This window comes from Rhodococcus sp. NPDC003318, assembly GCF_042879035.1.
Classification (GTDB): Bacteria; Actinomycetota; Actinomycetes; order Mycobacteriales; family Mycobacteriaceae; genus Rhodococcus_G.
The window spans coordinates 85,337-103,689 of sequence record NZ_JBIAOU010000011.1 but is presented as its reverse complement, the minus strand read 5'-3'; the positions used below and the strand labels follow the sequence as shown (position 1 = coordinate 103,689).

At 71.3% G+C, this 18,353-nt stretch carries 16 protein-coding genes; 5 read left to right on the top strand and 11 right to left on the bottom strand.

Going from position 1 to position 18,353, the window contains the following annotated elements:
• Positions 1-4: 4 nt before the first annotated feature.
• The 11 genes from ftsW to ACFYVR_RS18035 form a co-directional block, all read right to left on the bottom strand.
• Positions 5-1,552 carry a putative lipid II flippase FtsW gene (ftsW, locus tag ACFYVR_RS18085; RefSeq protein WP_387475553.1) on the bottom strand — a complete coding sequence of 516 codons (1,548 nt, stop codon included), beginning with the start codon at positions 1,550-1,552 and terminating at the stop codon, positions 5-7.
• Positions 1,539-3,011, bottom strand: a complete 1,473-nt coding sequence (murD, locus tag ACFYVR_RS18080; protein ID WP_387475551.1) for a UDP-N-acetylmuramoyl-L-alanine--D-glutamate ligase — start codon at positions 3,009-3,011, stop codon at positions 1,539-1,541. The genes ftsW and murD overlap by 14 nt, the downstream gene beginning before the upstream one ends.
• A 2-nt stretch (positions 3,012-3,013) precedes the next feature.
• Positions 3,014-4,093: a phospho-N-acetylmuramoyl-pentapeptide-transferase gene (gene mraY / locus ACFYVR_RS18075; RefSeq protein ID WP_387475549.1), complete on the bottom strand. Its 1,080-nt coding sequence runs from the start codon at positions 4,091-4,093 to the stop codon at positions 3,014-3,016.
• Positions 4,090-5,604 (bottom strand): UDP-N-acetylmuramoyl-tripeptide--D-alanyl-D-alanine ligase, encoded by a 1,515-nt coding sequence (gene murF, locus ACFYVR_RS18070; RefSeq protein ID WP_387475547.1) that lies wholly within the window; start codon positions 5,602-5,604, stop codon positions 4,090-4,092. The genes mraY and murF overlap by 4 nt, the downstream gene beginning before the upstream one ends.
• On the bottom strand, positions 5,601-7,133 hold the full coding sequence (locus tag ACFYVR_RS18065; protein ID WP_387475545.1) for a UDP-N-acetylmuramoyl-L-alanyl-D-glutamate--2,6-diaminopimelate ligase: 1,533 nt from the start codon (positions 7,131-7,133) through the stop codon (positions 5,601-5,603). Before ACFYVR_RS18065 ends, murF begins: the two co-directional genes overlap by 4 nt.
• A 299-nt stretch (positions 7,134-7,432) precedes the next feature.
• The gene (locus ACFYVR_RS18060) at positions 7,433-9,346 is read right to left on the bottom strand and encodes a peptidoglycan D,D-transpeptidase FtsI family protein (protein WP_387475542.1); all 1,914 of its coding nucleotides are present in this window, start codon (positions 9,344-9,346) and stop codon (positions 7,433-7,435) included.
• Entirely contained in the window at positions 9,343-10,167 is an 825-nt protein-coding gene (locus ACFYVR_RS18055) for a hypothetical protein (protein WP_387475540.1), read from the bottom strand. Before ACFYVR_RS18055 ends, ACFYVR_RS18060 begins: the two co-directional genes overlap by 4 nt.
• Positions 10,164-11,189 (bottom strand): 16S rRNA (cytosine(1402)-N(4))-methyltransferase RsmH, encoded by a 1,026-nt coding sequence (rsmH, locus tag ACFYVR_RS18050; RefSeq protein WP_387475538.1) that lies wholly within the window; start codon positions 11,187-11,189, stop codon positions 10,164-10,166. Before rsmH ends, ACFYVR_RS18055 begins: the two co-directional genes overlap by 4 nt.
• 212 nt (positions 11,190-11,401) lie before the next feature.
• Positions 11,402-11,833 (bottom strand): division/cell wall cluster transcriptional repressor MraZ, encoded by a 432-nt coding sequence (gene mraZ / locus ACFYVR_RS18045; RefSeq protein ID WP_387475536.1) that lies wholly within the window; start codon positions 11,831-11,833, stop codon positions 11,402-11,404.
• 478 nt (positions 11,834-12,311) lie between these two features.
• On the bottom strand, positions 12,312-12,722 hold the full coding sequence (locus tag ACFYVR_RS18040; RefSeq protein WP_387475534.1) for a DUF3040 domain-containing protein: 411 nt from the start codon (positions 12,720-12,722) through the stop codon (positions 12,312-12,314).
• Positions 12,723-12,886: 164 nt separating this feature from the next.
• On the bottom strand, positions 12,887-13,327 hold the full coding sequence (locus ACFYVR_RS18035) for an SAV_6107 family HEPN domain-containing protein (RefSeq protein WP_387475532.1): 441 nt from the start codon (positions 13,325-13,327) through the stop codon (positions 12,887-12,889).
• A 142-nt stretch (positions 13,328-13,469) separates the two neighbouring features.
• Between ACFYVR_RS18035 and ACFYVR_RS18030 the strand changes: the two genes are divergently transcribed.
• Genes ACFYVR_RS18030 through ACFYVR_RS18010 form a run of 5 tightly spaced genes read left to right on the top strand, consistent with a single transcriptional unit; the run spans position 13,470 to position 18,308 of the window.
• On the top strand, positions 13,470-14,078 hold the full coding sequence (locus tag ACFYVR_RS18030; protein WP_387475530.1) for a GNAT family N-acetyltransferase: 609 nt from the start codon (positions 13,470-13,472) through the stop codon (positions 14,076-14,078).
• Positions 14,079-14,087: 9 nt separating this feature from the next.
• On the top strand, positions 14,088-15,671 hold the full coding sequence (locus ACFYVR_RS18025) for a phytoene desaturase family protein (RefSeq protein ID WP_387475528.1): 1,584 nt from the start codon (positions 14,088-14,090) through the stop codon (positions 15,669-15,671).
• Positions 15,668-16,456 carry a carotenoid biosynthesis protein gene (locus ACFYVR_RS18020; RefSeq protein ID WP_387475526.1) on the top strand — a complete coding sequence of 263 codons (789 nt, stop codon included), beginning with the start codon at positions 15,668-15,670 and terminating at the stop codon, positions 16,454-16,456. Before ACFYVR_RS18025 ends, ACFYVR_RS18020 begins: the two co-directional genes overlap by 4 nt.
• Positions 16,453-17,175 carry an LppM family (lipo)protein gene (locus tag ACFYVR_RS18015; RefSeq protein ID WP_387475702.1) on the top strand — a complete coding sequence of 241 codons (723 nt, stop codon included), beginning with the start codon at positions 16,453-16,455 and terminating at the stop codon, positions 17,173-17,175. Before ACFYVR_RS18020 ends, ACFYVR_RS18015 begins: the two co-directional genes overlap by 4 nt.
• Entirely contained in the window at positions 17,172-18,308 is a 1,137-nt protein-coding gene (locus ACFYVR_RS18010) for a glycosyltransferase (RefSeq protein WP_387475524.1), read from the top strand. Before ACFYVR_RS18015 ends, ACFYVR_RS18010 begins: the two co-directional genes overlap by 4 nt.
• Positions 18,309-18,353: the final 45 nt, after the last annotated feature.

Here is an 18,353-nt window from a genome sequence, read left to right as displayed (position 1 = left end):
GAGCTCACCAACTGTCACGACTGCGACGTTCTGCTCTCCGGTCGGACGGACCGTCCCACCGTCGGTCCGATGCTAGTGCCTGACCCCGCTGCCGCGGGTCGGGCCTGCGCGGCTGGGTCTCCCGCCTGCGCACGTCCTCCCGGCGCCGCTGATCCTCCCGACGACGCTGATCCTCCCGACGACGCTGATCCTCCCGACGACGCTGATCCTCCCGACGACGCCGCTCGCGCTGCTGCGCCGCCCGGCGCTGCGCTTCCCGCTGCGCGGCCCGTTTGCGATCGGCCTTGTCCGCCGCCGCCCGGCGTGCGGCCGCAGCCTTCGCGGGCGAGTACTGCTCGGGCTTCGGCAGCCGCAGTAGCCGTCCGAACCGGCCGTCCTGACCGGCGTGCAACGCGGCAACGGCCTCCGGTTCGTGCCGCGCCGCGTTGGCGATGATGCCGAACATCAGCAGCGTGATCGCCGTCGACGTGCCGCCCGCCGACACCAGCGGCAGCTGCAGACCGGTGACCGGTAGCAGCCCGATGACGTAGCCGATGTTGATCATCGCCTGCGCCAGGATCCAGGTCGTCGCCGTCGCGGTCAGCAGGCGCAGGAACGGATCGACCGAGCGCATCGCGATGCGCAGTCCGGCGTACACGAACAGCGCGAACAGGCCGATCACGGCGACGCAGCCGACGAAGCCGAGTTCCTCACCGATGATCGCGAAGATGAAGTCGTTGTGGGAGTTCGGCAGGTAACTCCACTTCGCCCGCGACTGGCCGAGCCCGCGACCGAACAGGCCACCGTCGGCCAGCGAGTACTTCGCCTGCCTGCCCTGGTAGCCGATGCCCTGCGGATCCTCGCCCGGGTTCAGGAAGGCGCGGACGCGGGCGGACCGGTAACCGGCCGTGAGCGCCAGCACGACGGCGGCGGTGACACCGACGCCGACGAGGGAGAAGAACAGCTTCACCGGCAGGCCGGCGAACCACAGCAGCGACACCAGGATGATGCCGATCGCGATGGTCGTCGACAGGTTCGGCTGCATCACGACCAGCGCCGCCATCAGCACGCCGGCCGGCACCAGCGGGATGAGCAGTTCCTTCAGGGTCGCGTGCTCGGCGCGCCGCGACGCGAGCAGGTGCGCTCCCCAGATGACGAGGGTGACCTTCGCCAGCTCCGACGGCTGGAACGACAGGCCCGCGAACTCGAACCAGCGGCGGGCGCCGCCCGACTCCTTGCCGATCCCGGGGATCAGGACCAGCACCAGCATGAGCAGCGACACCACGAACCCCGGCAGCGCCAGCTTCCGCAACAACTGCACCGGGATGCGCAGGGCGAGGTAGAAGAGCACCGCACCGAGCAGCGCGTAGATCACCTGTGTGGTGAACATGCCGTAGGCCGACCCGGTCGCGGCGTACGCCTCGACGCTCGACGCCGACAACACCATCACCAGGCCGAGCACCGTCAGCAGCAGGGCGATGGTGACGATCAGGTGGAAGGAGGCCAGCGGGCGGGCCAGCCAGGCGCCGAACCGGCTCCGGGCAACGGCGAGCGGTCCCTCAGCGCGGGCCATGATCCGCCAACGCGTGCACGGCCTCCGCGAAACTCCGGCCGCGGTGGCCGTAGTCGGTGAACATGTCGAGCGACGCGGCGGCGGGCGCGAGCAGCACCGTGTCGCCGGCCGTGGCCGCGTCGGTGGCGACCCGGACCGCGCGCGCCATCACCGCGTCCGGCGAGTCGTTCGAGGTCACCAGGTCATCGTGCCCCGGTTCGACGCGATGGACGGGGACCTGCGGCGCGTGTCGGGCGAGTGCGCCGGCGATCTCACCGGCGTCGCGGCCGAACAGGACCGCCGCGACCAGCCGGTCCCCGACCTCTGCGACGAGGTCGTCGACCTGGGCGCCCTTGAGCAGTCCTCCGGCGATCCACACCACCCGGGGATGCGCGAGCAGCGAGGTGCGGGCGGCGTGCGGGTTGGTGGCCTTGGAGTCGTCGATGTAGGTGACGCCGGCGACGTCGGCGACCGGCGCGGCGCGGTGAGGGCCGACGGTGTACGAGCGCAGCCCGTCCCGCACGGCCTCGGCGGGCACGCCGACCGCGCGGGCCAGCGCCGCCGCGGCGAGCGCGTCCATGACCCCGGCGGGTCCGGCCGGGGTGACGTCCTCGACCGACGCGAGTACCTCGTCCGTCGCGAAGGCGCGGTCGACGAGCCGGTCGCCGTCGATCCCCAGTTCGTCGCGTCCGGGCACGCCGAGCCGGAAGCCGACGGTCCGGTTCGCGGCGCCGTGACGGCGCAAGGACGCGGCGACCGGGTCGTCGAGGCCGACGACGGCGACGCCGCCGGTGAGGGCCTGAGTCTTGGCCTCGATGTAGCCCTGCATCCCGCCGTGCCAGTCGAGGTGGTCCTCGGCGATGTTGAGCACCGCGCCGGCGGTCGGGTGCACGGACGGCGCCCAGTGCAGCTGGAAGCTCGACAGCTCCACGGCCAGCGCGTCGTGCCGTGGGGCGTCGGCGCGCAGGGCGTCGGTGACGGGCAGGCCGATGTTTCCGCAGGCGACCGCGGAGATCCCCCCGGCGCGCAGGATCGATTCGAGCATCGACGTGGTGGTGGTCTTGCCGTTGGTGCCGGTGACGACGAGCCACTGCCGGGCCGGGCCGTACAGCCCGGATCGGTCCAGCCGCCAGGCGAATTCGACGTCGCCCCAGATCGCGATGCCCGCCCCGGCCGCCGCGGACAGCACCGGCGAATCGGGTCGCCAGCCGGGACTGGTGATCACCTGCGCGAAGGCGGCGATCCCCGCGACCGCGTCGTCGGGTGTCGCGGTGGCGACGCCGAGTTCGCGGGCCGCGGAGCCGAGCGAATCGGCGTTGCCGTCGGTGAGGGTGACCTCGGCGCCCAGATCGGTCAGCGGCGCGACCAGCGCGCGGCCGGAGATTCCGGCGCCGGTGACCAGAACACGCGCGCCGCGCAGCCGGGCGAGCTCCTCGGGCAGTGAGTACTCCTCGGGCGAAGCCTCGGGTGTCTCCGTCACCGTCAGTCCCCGACCACCGCGAGGTACTCGCTGTAGAACAGTGCCAGCCCGACCGCGGACGCGATGGCCGCGAGCAACCAGAATCTGATGATCACCGTGGTTTCCGCCCAGCCACCGAGTTCGAAGTGGTGGTGGAACGGCGCCATTCGGAACACCCGCCGCCTGCTGGAGCGGAACACCGCGACCTGGATGACCACCGACGCGGCCTCGGCGACGAACAGGGCGCCTACGACGACCATCAGCAGTTCGGTGCGGGTGGTGATGGACAGGCCCGCGAGCAGCCCGCCGAGGGCGAGGGATCCGGTGTCGCCCATGAAGATCTTGGCGGGCGCCGCGTTCCACCAGAGGAACCCGATGCAGGCGCCGGCCGCGGCGGCGCAGATCAGTGCGAGGTCGAGGGGGTCGCGGACGTCGTAGCAGCCCTTGCCGGGGTTCGTCTCGCAGGCGTTGCGGTACTGCCAGAACGTGATCACCGTGTAGGCGCCGAGCACCAGGGTCATCGATCCGGCGGCGAGACCGTCCAGCCCGTCGGTCAGGTTCACCGCGTTCGACCAGGCGCTGACCAGCAGGTACACGAACAGGATGAACACCACGGAACCCATCGTCACGGTGGTGATGTCCCGCACGTACGACAGGTGCAGGCTGCCCGGGGTGAGCCCGGTGGCGCCGCGGAACTGCAACGCGAGGATGCCGAACAGCACTGCCGCGATCAGCTGACCGACCAGCTTCGCGGTCTTGTTGAGGCCGAGGTTGCGCTGCTTGCGGATCTTGATGAAGTCGTCGAGGAAGCCGACGCAGCCCAGGACGGTGGTCAGGCCGAGCACCAGCAGCGCGGAGGCGCGCGGCCCGTCGGCCTCGTAACCGATGCCGATCAGGTGCGAGCCCCAGTAGCCGGCCCAGATGCCGGCGATGATCGCGACACCACCCATCGTCGGGGTGCCGCGCTTGGCCTTGTGACTGGCCGGACCCTCGTCGCGGATCTCCTGCCCGAAGCCCTGCCGGGAGAAGGTCTTGATCAGCACGGGGGTGAGCAGGATCGCCACGGCAAGAGCGATGCCGCCCGCGAAGAGGATCTGTCTCATCGGTCGAACTCCTCGCTCGTCTGAGAGTCTTCCGCCACGGTGTCCGCCAGCAGCGCCTCGGCCACGGTCCACAGCCCCACCGACTGGGACGCCTTCACCAGCACGATGTCGCCGGGCGCGACCTCACGCCTGAGCACCTCGAGGGCCGCGTCGTGGTCGGGAACCAGCATCGACTCCTCTCCCCACGAGCCTTCCATCACGGCGCCCTGGTGCATACCGCGCAGCGGCCGGCCCTCGCCGACGACGATCAGCCGGGTCACGTCGAGCCGGACGACGAATCGGCCGATCGCGTCGTGTTCGACGACGGTCTCGGGGCCGAGTTCGGCCATCTCGCCGAGGACGGCCCACGTCCGGCGGGGCGCACCCTGACCGGCGCGGCTCATCGTGACGAGGGCCTTGAGCGCCGCGCGGACCGAGTCGGGGTTCGCGTTGTACGAGTCGTTGACGACGGTGACGCCGTCGGCGCGGGTGCGCACGTCCATCCGCTTCGCCGACACCGCTCGGGCCGCGCCGAGCGCCTCGGCGACCTGGTCGACGGTCGCACCGCACTCGAGCGCGACGGCGGCCGCGGCCAGCGCGTTGCCGACCTGGTGTTCGCCGTGCACACCGAGGGAGACGTCGACGGTTCCCTGCGGCGCCACCAGCGTGAACCGCGCGCGCGCCTGGTCGTCCAGGTGGACGTCGACGGCCCGGACCTGCGCGGACGCGGACTGCCCGACCGTCACCACGCGCGCCCTGGTGCGCGACGCCATCGCCGCGACCAGCAGGTCGTCCGCGTTGAGGACGGCGACTCCGCCGTCCTCGGCTGCGGGCAACGCCTCGACGAGTTCACCCTTGGCCTGCGCGATCGCCTCCCTCGACCCGAACTCACCGAGGTGGGCGGTGCCGACGTTGAGGACCACACCGATCCGCGGCGGCACCGTCGCGGCCAGGGCGGCGACGTGCCCGATGCCGCGCGCCGAGAGCTCGAGCACGAGGTGGCGGGTGTCGAGGTCGGCACGCAGCGCCGTCCACGGGTGGCCGAGTTCGTTGTTGAACGAGCCGGGCGGTGCGACGACCGGGCCGAGCGGCGCGAGCACCGCGGCGAGGAGGTCCTTGGTGGACGTCTTGCCGGACGACCCGGTGACACCGACGACCGTGAGTTCGGGCAGCTCCGTCGTCGCGGCGTGTGCGAGGCGGCCGAGGGCGGCGAGGACGGCGGCACCCGAGCCGTCGGTGTCGTGTTCCAGGGCCATCGCGTTGCTGTCCGACGGGCCGAGCGGGGCGACGACGATCGCGGGGACCCCGACCGGGCGGGCGGCGAGGACGGCGATCGCGCCGGCCTCCACCGCGGCGGCGGCATGGTCGTGGCCGTCGACGCGGGCCCCGGGCAGTGCGAGGAACAGCCCGCCCGGGGTGACCTTGCGGGAGTCGAATTCGACGGTGCCGGTGACCTGCACATCCGGGTCGGGAACGTCGTGCAGCGTGCCTCCGACGATCTCGGCGATGCGCGCCAGGCTCATGGGGATCATGCGTCACCCCCGCCGGATCGGCTGTCGCCGAGCCGCTCGATGGCTCCCGCGAGGACCTCTCGGTCGTCGAATGGGTACTTCACCCCACCAATCTCCTGTCCGATCTCGTGTCCCTTGCCCGCGACGAGCACCACGTCACCCGGCTGCGCCCACTCGGCCGCGGCGGTGATGGCGGCCGTGCGGTCCCCTATTTCACGTACCTCGCCGCGCTGGTCCTCGGGGACGGCGAGCGCCCCGGCCAGCAGCGCCGCGCGAATCGTCGCGGGGTCCTCGGTGCGCGGATTGTCGTCGGTGATCACCAACAGGTCGGCGCCGCGCGCTCCGGCCTCCCCCATCAACGGGCGCTTGCCGTGATCGCGGTCGCCGCCCGCACCGACGACCACCGCGAGCCTGCCGCCCGAATCCGCGATCTGTCCTCGCAGCGTCGCGATGACCGCCTCGAGCGCGGCGGGCTTGTGCGCGTAGTCGACGACGGCGAGGAACGGCTGGCCGCGATCGATGCGCTGAACCCGGCCCGGCACGTCGACCTCGGCAAGTCCGCGGATCGCCTCGGCGGGCGCGACACCGCACTCGTTCAGGACGGCGAGGGAGAGGAGCGCATTGGCGACGTTGTAGCGTCCGGGCAACCGCAGGGTCGCGGTCAGTGCCTCCCCGGCGGGCGTGGTCACGGTGAAGCGCTGAGCCCCGTCCGCACTGGTGGTGACGTCGGTCGCGGTCCATCGGGCGTCGCCGGTGGTGCTCACCGTCACGGTGTCGGCGCCGGCGAGGGCCGCCATCCGCCGGCCCCACTCGTCGTCGACGCACACCACCGCACGGGCGGCGTGGACGGTCGAGGCGGGGTCGAACAGCCTGGCCTTGGCCGCGAAGTAGTCGTCGAAGTCGGAGTGGAAGTCGAGGTGATCCTGCGACAGGTTGGTGAACGCGCCGACGGCGAACGCGGTGCCGTCGACCCGGCCCAGGGCCAGCGCGTGACTGGACACCTCCATGACGACCGTGTCCACGCCGCGTTCGAGCATCGCCGCGAAGAGGGCGTGCAGTTGCGGCGCCTCGGGGGTGGTCAGTGCGCTCGGGATCGGCCGCCCGTCGATGCGGGTCTCGATGGTGCCGACCAGCCCGGGACGATGTCCGGACGCGCGCAGACCCGCTTCGACGAGGTAGGACGTCGTGGTCTTGCCGGAGGTCCCGGTGATGCCGACGATCCGCAGGTGCCGGGACGGGTCGCCGTGGACGGCGGCGGACACGGCACCGAGGACGGAACGCGGATCGGGGTGTACCAGCACGGGCACCGAGGCGGCAGCCGAACCCAGACGCGTCAGTCCGGCCAGGTCCGTGAGGACGGCGACCGCGCCGCGTTCGAGCGCGGCGGAGGCGAAGTCGGCCCCGTGGGCCCGGGCCCCGGGAAGCGCCGCGAACAGGTCGCCGGGCTGTACCTCCTGGGCGCGCAGGTCGATCCCCGTCACCGCGACGTCGCCGGATGCGCCGCCCGGCGCGTGCAGCTCGGCACCGACGAGGTCCGCCAGTGTGACCACCGCCGTGGTGGGGGGATGCGCAGGCCGCGGTCCCGCAGACGGAGTCGACCCGTGTCCCGGAGACGGAGTCGACCGAGGCGCTGACGGCGGAGTCGCCGGACCCGCCTCGGTGTTCTCGTGCGGCGCGTTGGTCCCGTGCACGGGCGGGTGGCTCCTCTCGACGGTGGTGCTGGTGGATGTTCCGACCCGCGGTCGGGCCGTGAACCGACGTGTCACGTTACCGGCGCGCGTCGGCGAACGAAGATTCGCGTCTGCGCCGCGTCCCGTGAGTCCCGGCTGTGCCGCCGGTGCCCGTGGAGTCAGTCGGCCTGCAGCACGAGCCGCCGTCCCGGATCGGCGGAGAGCGGGACCTTGTCCCGCTGCAGGATCCAGGACGCGATGTTGTGGAAGAGCGGCGCGGCGGACTGGCCACCGGAACCGTCGGCGCTGCGGACGGGCGCGTCGAGCATGATCCCGATGACGAACCGTGGATTGTCGGCGGGCGCGATGCCTGCGAACGTGATCCAGTAGTTCGAGTTCGAGTAGCACTTGCATGCCGGGTCGACCTGCTGGGCTGTGCCCGTCTTACCGCTGACCTGGTATCCCTCGACCGATGCCGACGCACCGGTCCCCTGCTGGTAGCCCATCGGGTCGCGCTGGGTCACGGACCGGAACATGTCACGGACCGTGGCGGCGGTCTGCTCGCTGACGACCTGGATTCCCTCGGGGTGTTCGTTTGCCGTGCGGTTGCCGTCGGCGTCGACGGTCGCGCGCACGATCCGGGGCGGAATGCGCAGTCCGTCGTTGGCGATGGCCTGGTACATGCCGGTCATCTGCAACAGGGTCATCGACAGGCCCTGTCCGATCGGCAGGTTCGCGAACGTACCGCCCGACCACTGGTCTCGGCTCGGCACGTCACCCGCGCTCTCGCCGGGCAGCCCGACCTCGGTGCGCTGCCCCAGCCCGAACTTGTCGAGCATGTCCGCGAACCGGTCCTCACCCACCCGCTGCGCGAGCATGAGGGTGCCGACGTTGGACGACTTACCGAAGACACCGGTCGTCGTGTAGGGGACGACGCCGTGGTCCCAGGCATCCTTCACCGACACCCCGGCCATCTGGATGGCTCCTGGGACCTGGAGCACCTCGTCGGGGGTGGTCAGCCCGTTCTCGATCGCGGCGGCGGCCGTGATGATCTTGTTCACCGACCCGGGTTCGAAGGGGGTGCTGACGGGCAGATTGCCCATCTCCTTCTTCACGTTGTTACCGACACCGATGGAGGGGTCGAAGGTGTTGTCGTTCGACATTGCGAGGACTTCGCCGGTGTGGGAGTCGAGCACCACCGCCGACGCGTCCTTCGCACCCGACAGGTCCTTCGCCTGCTGCACCTGCTGCTGCACGTAGAACTGCAGGTCTGCGTCGATGGTCAACTCGACACCGGATCCGTCGACGGCGGGCTGTTTGTCCCGCCAGCTGCCCGGGATTACCGCGCCGTCGGAGCCGCGGTCGTAGGTCTGGGAACCGTCGGTGCCGGCGAGCGTCGAGTCCATCGAGTCCTCGAGACCGAGCAGGCCGTGCCCGTTCCAGCCGGTGGCACCGACGAGGTTCGCGGCGAGCGCACCACCGGGGTACTCGCGGATGTCCTGGCGTTCGGAGCCGACCTCGGGGAACTCGTCGACGATCTTCGCGGCGACGTCCGGGTCGACGCTGCGGGCGAGGTACTCGAAGGTCTGGTCGCTCTTCAGCTTCGCGAGGACGTCCTTCTCCGGGGCCGCGCCGCCGAGCGCGTCGTGGATGGCCTTCGCGATGTCCTCGAGCCGTTCGTCGACCTTCGGCTCCTCCCCGTTCTTCAGGGCGGCGTCCTCGATCTCCTTGCGCACCTTCGGAGGCTGGAAGGTCAGTGCTTTCGCCTCCATCGTGAACGCGATCGGTTTGCCGTTCCGGTCGGTGATGGAGCCTCGGGTCGCCGGGTCGATCAGGGTGGTCGAGCGCTGCTGCGCTGCCTCCGCGGACAGCCGCGGAGCCTGGACACCCTGGATCCACAACAGCTGCAGCACCGCGATTCCGAGCGCAGCGAACATCACGAAGCGGCCGCTGACGTGCCGGAAGCGGTAACGCGACGAGTCACGGCGGCGGCGCGAGCGACCGGATCCACCGGCGCGGGAAGGGCCGGAACGACGGACCCCGCCGTGCGGTTCTCCTCGGCGGGGTCGTGGGGTGGGATGGTCACCACTCACCGGGTACCGCCCTGGTTACCTGCCTGTCCTCCTGGTCCCGTGGACACCAATGGTCCATCCTGAGCCCGTGTTTGCGGCTGATTCGCCGCCACCGGCGTGGCGGCCTGGGCGGGTGCGGGTGCGACCGCGGCGGGTGCGGACGCGGGCACCGCAGGAGCGGCCGGGGCCACCGGCGCTGCAACCCGGGAACCGACCGGAGGAAGACTCGCCGGGGCGGTCCCGGTGCCTCGGGTGCCCACATTCGTGGTGCCGGTCGCCGCGGTGTTGGTCGCGGTGCCTGCTACCGGTGCGGCCGGCGGCACGACCACGGGCACACCCTGTGCGGGCGCGGGAGTGCCGACGACGGTGACCGCGCCGTCCTCGGCGACGACGAGCCGGGCGACGTCCTTCGCCGGGATCATGCCGAGCGCAGCCGCTTTCCGCGCGAGCTCGGGAGCCGAGTTCGCGGCCCGGAAGTCGCGCTCGAGTGCGGCCTTCTGCTCGGTGAGTTCCTGGTTGTGAGCCTTGGCGGCACTGAGCTTGTACGAGTCCTCGGCGGCGCGCGTGGTCAGCAGCAGGGTCACCGCGAGACCGACAGACAGCAGCCCGATGATGATGGCCACGAACGGAATTCGCGCGGTGAACGTGCCCCGCGTGCGATCCGGAGCCGCCGCGCCGAGCGCTGCGCGCTGATTTCTCCTGGCGTAGGCCCGCTGCGCCGCCGTGGGCTTTGCCCTGCGGTCGTCGCCGGCGGTCGCGGGTGCCGAGGTCCGCACCCGGGGTCGGACGGACGTCTTCGATCCACGGTCTCGAACCTCGGCCGCTCGCACGGGAACAGTCATGCCGTCGCCCTTCTCGAAATCCGTTCGGCACAGCGCAATCGCACCGGCGCCGCCCGCGGGTTGTCCTCGATCTCCTGCTCGCTCGCGCGTTCCGCACCTCGGGTGAGCAGTGCGAATTCCGGACCCATACCCGGCAGTTCCACCGGAAGACCCTCCGGGCTGCGCGATTTCGTGCGGGGAGTCAGCTCCTGCTTGACGAGCCGGTCCTCGAGCGACTGGTACGACATGAACACCACCCGGCCCCCGACCGCGAGCGCATCCAGCGCCGCGGGGATGGCGTCGCGAAGAGAATCCAGCTCACCGTTGACCTCGACACGGAGCGCTTGAAACGTGCGCTTCGCCGGATGCCCGCCCGTGCGCCGCGTCGCCGCCGGGATCGACGCGTAGATGACCTCCACCAGCTGGGAACTCGTCCTGAACGGCTCGACCTTCCTGCGGCGCACCACTTCCGAGGCGATCCGGCCCGCGAAACGTTCCTCGCCGTACGTGCTGAGCACGCGAGCCAGTTCCCCGTGGCTGTAGGTGTTCAGAACGTCGGCCGCGGTCTGCCCGCGCGTCGGGTCCATCCGCATGTCCAGCGGCGCGTCGACGGAGTACGCGAACCCACGATCGGCCTCGTCCAGCTGCATCGAGGAGACCCCGAGGTCGAAGAGGATGGCGTGCACCGACTCGACCTGGTCGAACCCGGCGATCTCCAGCGCGTCGACGATGCCGTCGTATCTGGTGTGCACCAACGTAACTCGCTCGCCGAATGGTTCGAGTCGCCCGCCCGCGATCTCGAGCGCGGCCGGATCCCGGTCGAGACCGATCAGTCGCAGTCCCGGGTAGGTGCGCAGGAAGTGCTCGGAATGTCCGCCCAGCCCGAGGGTCGCGTCGATCATCACCGCCCCGCTTCCGTCGGCGGAGTCGCGGGTGATGGACGGACCGAGCAGCTCGTCGGCGCGATGCAGCAGGACCGGGACGTGACCGAACTCGTGCCCGGCAGCCGGATCACCGGTGGGCGGGTTCGATTCGTCGTCCACGCGTTCTCCCTCCGGGTCCTGATCGGTCGTGACGTTGCCGTCGTGGTGCCTGGGGTCGTCGGTCGTGGTTGCGGTAGTGGTCCGATCGCGAGAAGGGGTGGGGGGCGGATGCCGCGAGGTCTCTGTCCGATCCACCGGACCTGGCGCTGGGGAAGTGCGTCAGGGTCGGTATCGGGCAGAGGCCTCGCGGCACTCGCCGGTGACTGTGGCGATTACAGGATCTCGCTGAGCGTCTCGGATCTGGCTTGGGAGTACGTTTCCTCGTTCTCGTCCGAATAGGCGTTCCACGCCTGCGCGTCCCAGATCTCGAGGAAGTCGATGGAACCGACGACCACACATTCCTTCGTCAGGCCGGCGTAGCGACGGTGATCAGCGGAGAGGGTGATGCGCCCCTGGGAATCGGGGTGCTGCTCGTCCGCACCCGCGGCGAGGGCACGGACGAAGGCTCGGGCGTCCGGATTGCTTCGCGACGCCGCGGCGGCCCGGCGGGCCAGTGCGGTGAACTCGTCCCGCGGGTACACCGCGAGGCTGTGATCCTGCCCTTTCGTGACCATCAACCCTCCCGCCAGTGCGTCGCGATACTTCGCGGGCAACGTCAGCCGCCCTTTGTCGTCAAGCTTCGGCGTGTAGGTCCCGAGAAACACTCGACACCTCCCACAGTCGTTCTGAAAATGAACGGCCTATGCCCCCTGGTTCGCCGGGGCGAACCAGTGCGCACCACGTTACCCCACTTTCCCCCACCTGCAAGGCCGACATGCACTCGACCGCAGGCAAATCCACGGATAGTCGCAGGTCACGGATGTGGTGGAAGGTGGGGCGGATTTCGTGTGTCGTCCACCACGACCGGGCGCGGTCCCCCGCCCGACGTCGAGAGATCAGCGGTGTTCATTGAGGTCGGATGCCGTCACACCCGCGCACCGGGCGGACCGACGCCGCCGGCGTGGGGAACTGTGGGGCACGACGGTGGGGCGAGGTGGGGCGCGCCGGGAAATCGACCCGAGTCGCGACGATGCCCGGGACACGACGGCACCCTGACACGACGCCGCAGAACGCGCCCCACACACGACGAAGGCGCGACACCTCCAGGTGTCGCGCCTCAACTGTCGTGGGTTCGCGGAGTTTCTACTCCTGTTCGAACCGTCTCTTGAATCGATCCTCCATGCGGGACGAGAATCCGCCGCCCTTACGACCACCCGACGGTTTGCCCGACCCGGCCGCGGGCCCGGACTTCTCGGCCGACCCCGACTTCATTCCCGGACCCGATCCCCGCAGGAACAGGACTCCGGCTCCAAACATCACAAGGAAGCCGAGCAAGCTGATGATCAGAAACGCGCCCGCCTTGGCTGCGAGTGGAATACCCGCTACCAACAGGACGAGCCCGAGGACGAAGAGTGCCCCAGCCTGCATCCGACGCTTGCTCGAGGCCGCACGCATACGGCCTCCCCTCACAGAGGAGGCGAACTTGGGATCTTCGGCGTAGAGAGCGCTCTCGATCTGATCGAGCATTCGCTGCTCGTGCTCGGAGAGTGGCACGGTACCTCCCCCGGCACTTCAAATGGTGGCGGCCGAATCGTTGGGTCGACTCGACCGGTTGCCGCGGGTTCACGGCTACCTGACGTCAATGATACGAGCACACGTCACCGCGTACCACCTACTCGCTACACGAGTCGTGCGAGTTTTTTTCGCCGTAGCGCAGATCACCCGACGGACGGACCCACCAGGACGTCACGCCGGCGTCCGCGCAAGACGACCCCAGCCGCCGCGCGACCGCCGACGCCGGGACCGCCGACCGCCGCGAGCCGCTCCTCCACGGCCGTCAGAAACCGGGAGACCTCGCTGTAGAAACGGTTCGCCTCGGCCACGGTGACGGTACGCGAAATCCCTGCTTCGATCGCCGCACGCGTCTCCGAGTGGGCAGCGAAGAAGTCGGACCAGTCGGCCAGGTCCGGCTCGACGCGCTCGAGCAGCGCCCATGCACTGCGTGTCCGCGACCGCGGGGCCCGGCCTGCGATCGCCGCGCCGGCACCGCGCAGTGCGGCGAGATACGCCGCCCGGAACCGATCCGCCGGATCCGGCGCACCGGCGGCCTCGGCCAGCAGTGCATCCGCCCGGTCGAGCAGATTCACCCGAATTGCCATCTTCCGAACACCTCCCCGATCCCCGCTTCGGAGCAATCCGGCGAAGCCCGCTTCCCTCGGTCTTCGCCGGATTGCCGGTATCGAACATCTGTTCGACCTATTCAATATAGCTGCCCCCACCGACACGGAGTCAAGAGAGAGGGTGAGTCCGGTCGACACCACCCCCACCCCATACCTGGCCGAACTGTCCGCCGCCGACCTGCGCGGCCGTCTCGACGAGGCGCTGGCGATCTACGTCGAGGCCATGGGCTACCCGCGCGGCACCGAGTTCCATCGCGCGCCGATGTGGACCGAGCACACCGGACGTCCCGGCTGGCGGGGCGTCGCCGCGTTCGCTCCCGACTCCGACGGAAACCCGTCCATGGTCGGCATCGCATACGGCTACCGCGGAGCCCCGCATCAGTGGTGGTACCAGCAGGTCCGCGAGGGAATGCGCCGCTCCGGTGCGGAGACCGGCGCCATCGAGACCGTGCTCGGTGACTACTTCGAACTCACCGAACTGCACGTCTCTCCCCGCGCGCAGGGCCACGGCACCGGTGGAGCACTGCTGCGGCTGCTGCTCACCGACCGGCCGGAGGCCCGCGTGCTGCTGTCGACGCCCGAGGTGCCGCACGAGGACAACCGCGCATGGCGCCTCTACCGCCGGCTCGGGTTCACCGACGTGGTGCGACATTTCCGCTTCACCGGCGACAGCAGGCCGTTCGCGGTGCTCGGCCGTCCGCTTCCACTCCGGGACCAACCGCCCCGATAGCCTGGGCTCGTGATCGACGCGGTGGTGGTGGGTTCCGGACACAATGCGCTCGTCTCGGCGTGCTACCTCGCCCGGGCAGGCTGGTCGGTGGAGGTTCTCGAACGCGACACCGAACTCGGGGGCGCGGTGTCCACCGTCGAACGATTCCCCGGACACCGGGTGGACCGCGGCTCGTCGGCGCACATCATGATCCGGCACACCGGCATCGTCGAGGAACTCGACCTCGCCGCGCACGGACTGCGTTATCTCGACTGCGATCCGTGGGCCTTCGCCCCGTCCCCTGCCGGTGACGTCAGGCCCGGGATCGTCTTCCACCGCGACCTCGACGCCACCTGCCGGTCGATCGCCGAGTCCTGTTCGCGCCGCGACGCCGACGCCTACCGCCGATTCGTGCAGACGTGGGGGCCACGCACCGCGGCGGTGATGCGGTCCTTCGGCGCCCCGCCGACCGGGGGCCGGCTGGTACGCGCCTTCTGGGGGCTGGACACCGGCGACGGTCCCGCCGCGCTGTCCCGGGAGTTCCTGGCCTCCGGCGACGCGCTGCTCGACGACTGGTTCGACGACGAGCGGCTCAAGGCGGCGCTCGCGTGGTTCGGTGCCCAGTCCGGTCCCCCGATGTCCGAGCCGGGCACCGCACCGATGGTCGGGTTCGCGGCGCTGATGCACACCATCCCGCCGGGTCGCGCGGTCGGCGGCAGCGGCGCGCTCACGGCGGCGCTGGCGTCCCGGCTGGCGGACGACGGCGGCAGCATTCGCTTCGGGGACGCCGTGGCCGAGCTGCGCCGAGACGGTGCGGGCTGGTTGACGCGCACCGAGAACGGCCACGTGGTGCGCTCGCGCACGGTCGTCGCCGGCTGCCACGTCCTGACCACACTCGATCTCCTCGAGGCGGGCGGCCACGATCCGGCCACGATCGCCGACTGGCGGCGCCGGATCCGGGTCGGTCCCGGGATCGGCATGGTGGTGCGCCTCGGGACGGACTCGCTACCCCGGTATCCGAGCGCACCGGACGGCGTCACCGTCACATCGGGTTTGCAGATGCTGGTCTCCGACCGCGCGCAGCTGCGGTTGGCCCACGGCGCGGCCCTCGCCGGGGAACTGCCACCGAGACCGGCGGTGCTCGCGATGAGTTTCAGCGGCCTCGACCCGAGCCTGTGCCCTCCCGGCGAGCACCAGGCGACGCTGTGGTCGCAGTGGCATCCGTACACCCTGAGCGGGGGCCGGCGGTGGGCGGACCTCGCCGAGGCCGAGGGCGACCGGATCGTCGCCGAACTCGACCGGCTCGCGCCCGGGTTCGGGGCGTCCGTCCGGCACCGCCTGGTGCAGTCCCCGGCCGACCTCGAGTCGGAGTTGGGGTTGATCGGCGGCAACGTCATGCACGTCGAGATGTCCCTCGACCAGATGTTCATGTGGCGGCCGCTGCCCGAGTTGTCGGGACACCGGGTCCCCGACGCGGCGGGGCTGTACCTCACCGGGGCGTCGACTCATCCGGGCGGCGGGGTGTCGGGGTCGAGCGGGCGCAGTGCCGCGCGGGTCGCGTTGTCGGACGCGCGCACCGGGAGACTGCGCCGGCTCGTGCGCCGCGCTCGGTGACCCGAACCGCACCCGCGGTCGCCGCGGCAGCCCTCGCCGTCGCCGCACAGATCGTCTACCCGCTGGTCGACGGGGCGGCGCGGGACGCCGTGACCGTGGTCGTCGTGCTGTCGCTGGCCGCCGCGGCGGTCGCGCACGCGTGCGCGGTCCGCGGCCGGGCCTGGGCCGCGGTGTTCGTCGGCGTCACCGCGGGCCTCGGCCTGCTCTCGGAGGTGGTCGGCATCTCGACCGGGTTCCCGTTCGGGTGCTACGACTACGCGCAGGGCCGGATCGGGCCGTCGGCGGCGGGGGTCCCGCTGCTGGTACCGCTGGCATGGACGGCGGGCAGCTATCCGGTGTGGTGCGCGGTCACCCACGTCGCGCCTCGCGACAGGGCCGCCGCCCGGGCGACACTGGCCGCCGTCGGGATCGCCGCGTGGGACCTCTACCTGGACCCGCAGATGGTCGCGGACGGCCAGTGGACGTGGTGTTCGACGCGTCCGTCTCCGCCCGGCCTCGACCCCGTCCCGTGGACGAACTACGTCGGCTGGTTGCTCGTCGCCGCCGCGATCGCCGCGACCCTGACGTGGTTCGATCGCCGGTCGCCGGCGCCGGAACCGGACGTCGCGGCCGACGCGGTGCCGCTGGCGCTGTTCCTGTGGACGTGGCTGGGGTCGGCTCTTGCGCACGCCGTGTTCCTGCCGGAACTGGGCTGGTCGGCGCTCTACGGGCTGGTCGGGATGGGCGCGGTCGGCGTGCCGCTGCTGATCCGCCTGAGCCGGGCTGGCACCATGGCGAGGTGCTGACGCCCCGAACCCGCGAAGAACGGACCCGCAACCGACACCCGCGCGCCCGGATCGCCGGGCTCACCGCGCTGCTGCTGCTCGCCGTGCCACTGCTCAGTGGCTGCCTGCGGGTTCAGGTGTCGATGGGCGTCTCGGCGGACGACCGGGTGTCCGGCCAGATCGTCGCCGCGTCGGTGCCCACGAGCGAGACGGACACCGGCCCGGAGCTCGTTCCCCCGGACTCGCTGGCCGGGAAGGTCCGCGTGCAGGAGTACCGCCAGGACGGGTACGTCGGCACACAGGCGTTCTTCAGCGACCTCACCTTCGGCGAGGTGCAGCAGCTCAGCTCGATGTCCGGGCAGGTCGGCACCGCGGTGCAGCTGAACTTCCAACGCGCCGGTGACGTGGTCGTCCTGGACGGCAAGGCCGATCTCCAGGCCGTGCCGGACAGCAGCGACGTCCAGTTCAGCGTCGCGTTCCCGGCCCGCGTGGCCACCACGAACGGCACCCGGGACGGCGACTCGATCGTGACCTGGAAGCTGTCGCCCGGGGAGGTGAACACGATGCGCGCCGAGGTCCGCTACCCGGACCCGAGTACCCGCGGCTTCGCCGGCTGGGCGGGCATCGTGGGAGGCGTGACGCTCGGTGTCGCGTTGATCGTCGGCGTGATGGCGTACCTGAACCGCGATCAGTCGCCGCGGTACGTGCGCAGCGACCGCCGCGACAAGCCGAAGGGGTGAACGGGGCGGTCCCGGTCCGGTTCGCGGCGTCCGTCGCCGTGACCGGCGCCGCGATCGCGCTGCTCAACACCGTCACGATCGTGCGGCTGCGGCCCGGAGCGACGGTCACCGAACCGGTCACCGTCTGCGTTCCGGCACGCGACGAGGCCGCAGCGCTGCCCCGCCTGATCGCCGACCTGCGAACGCAACGCGCGGTACCCGACCTGAGGGTGCTGATCCTCGACGACGACTCCACCGACGGGACGTCCGCGGCGGCGAGCGACGCGATCGACGGCGACCCGCGTTTCACCGTGGACCGTCGCGTCGGCGAGCCGCCCGACGGCTGGGTCGGTAAACCTGCCGCGTGCGCAGCCCTCGCCGACCTGGCCGCCGACCGCGGCGGAGCGCTGGTGTTCCTCGACGCCGACGTCCGGCTCGAGCCCGACGCACTGTGCGCGGCCGTGACGTGTCTGCGCGACCTCGGCGTGGACCTGCTGTGCCCGTGGCCCGAGCAGGTCGCGACGAGCGCGGCCGAACGACTGCTGCAGCCGCTGCTGTGCTGGTCGTGGCTGTCGAGTGCGCCGCTGCCGATCGCGAACCGGAGCCGACGGCCGTCGCTCGCGGTCGCGTGCGGGCAGTTCCTGGCGTTCGACGCCGACGCGTACCGCGCCGTCGGGGGTCATCGCACGGTGGCGGCGAGTGTCGCCGAGGACCTCGACCTGGCGCGGGCGCTGCGTCGCGCCGGCCGCCGCACCGCGGTCGCCACCGCGAACGGGTTGGCCCACTGCCGGATGTACTCCTCCGCCGGGAAGCTCCGCGAGGGCCACGGCCGGTGGTTGTGGACGCAGTTCGGTTCCCCCGCGGGTGCGGCGGCGGTCCTCGGGATCGGTGCTGCGGCCTTCGTCGTCGGACCGGCGTTCGCCGCTGTCAGCGGTCACCGCCGGTGGGCGGCCCTGGCGTACGGGGCGGCGGTGGCGTCCCGCCTGTTGGCCCGCGGTGTCGAGGCGGGACACCGGCCCACCGCCGCGGACGGTGTGGACGCCCTCGCCCATCCGGTGTCGGTCCTGGCGCTGGCCGCGCTCACCGTGGACTCGCATGTGCGTCGCCGTCGCGGCAGCCTCACCTGGAAGGGCAGGCCGCTGCGCGACCCGTGAGTCCGTTCGGCCCGCCCGGGGGCCGAACGGACTCACGGCGCCGCG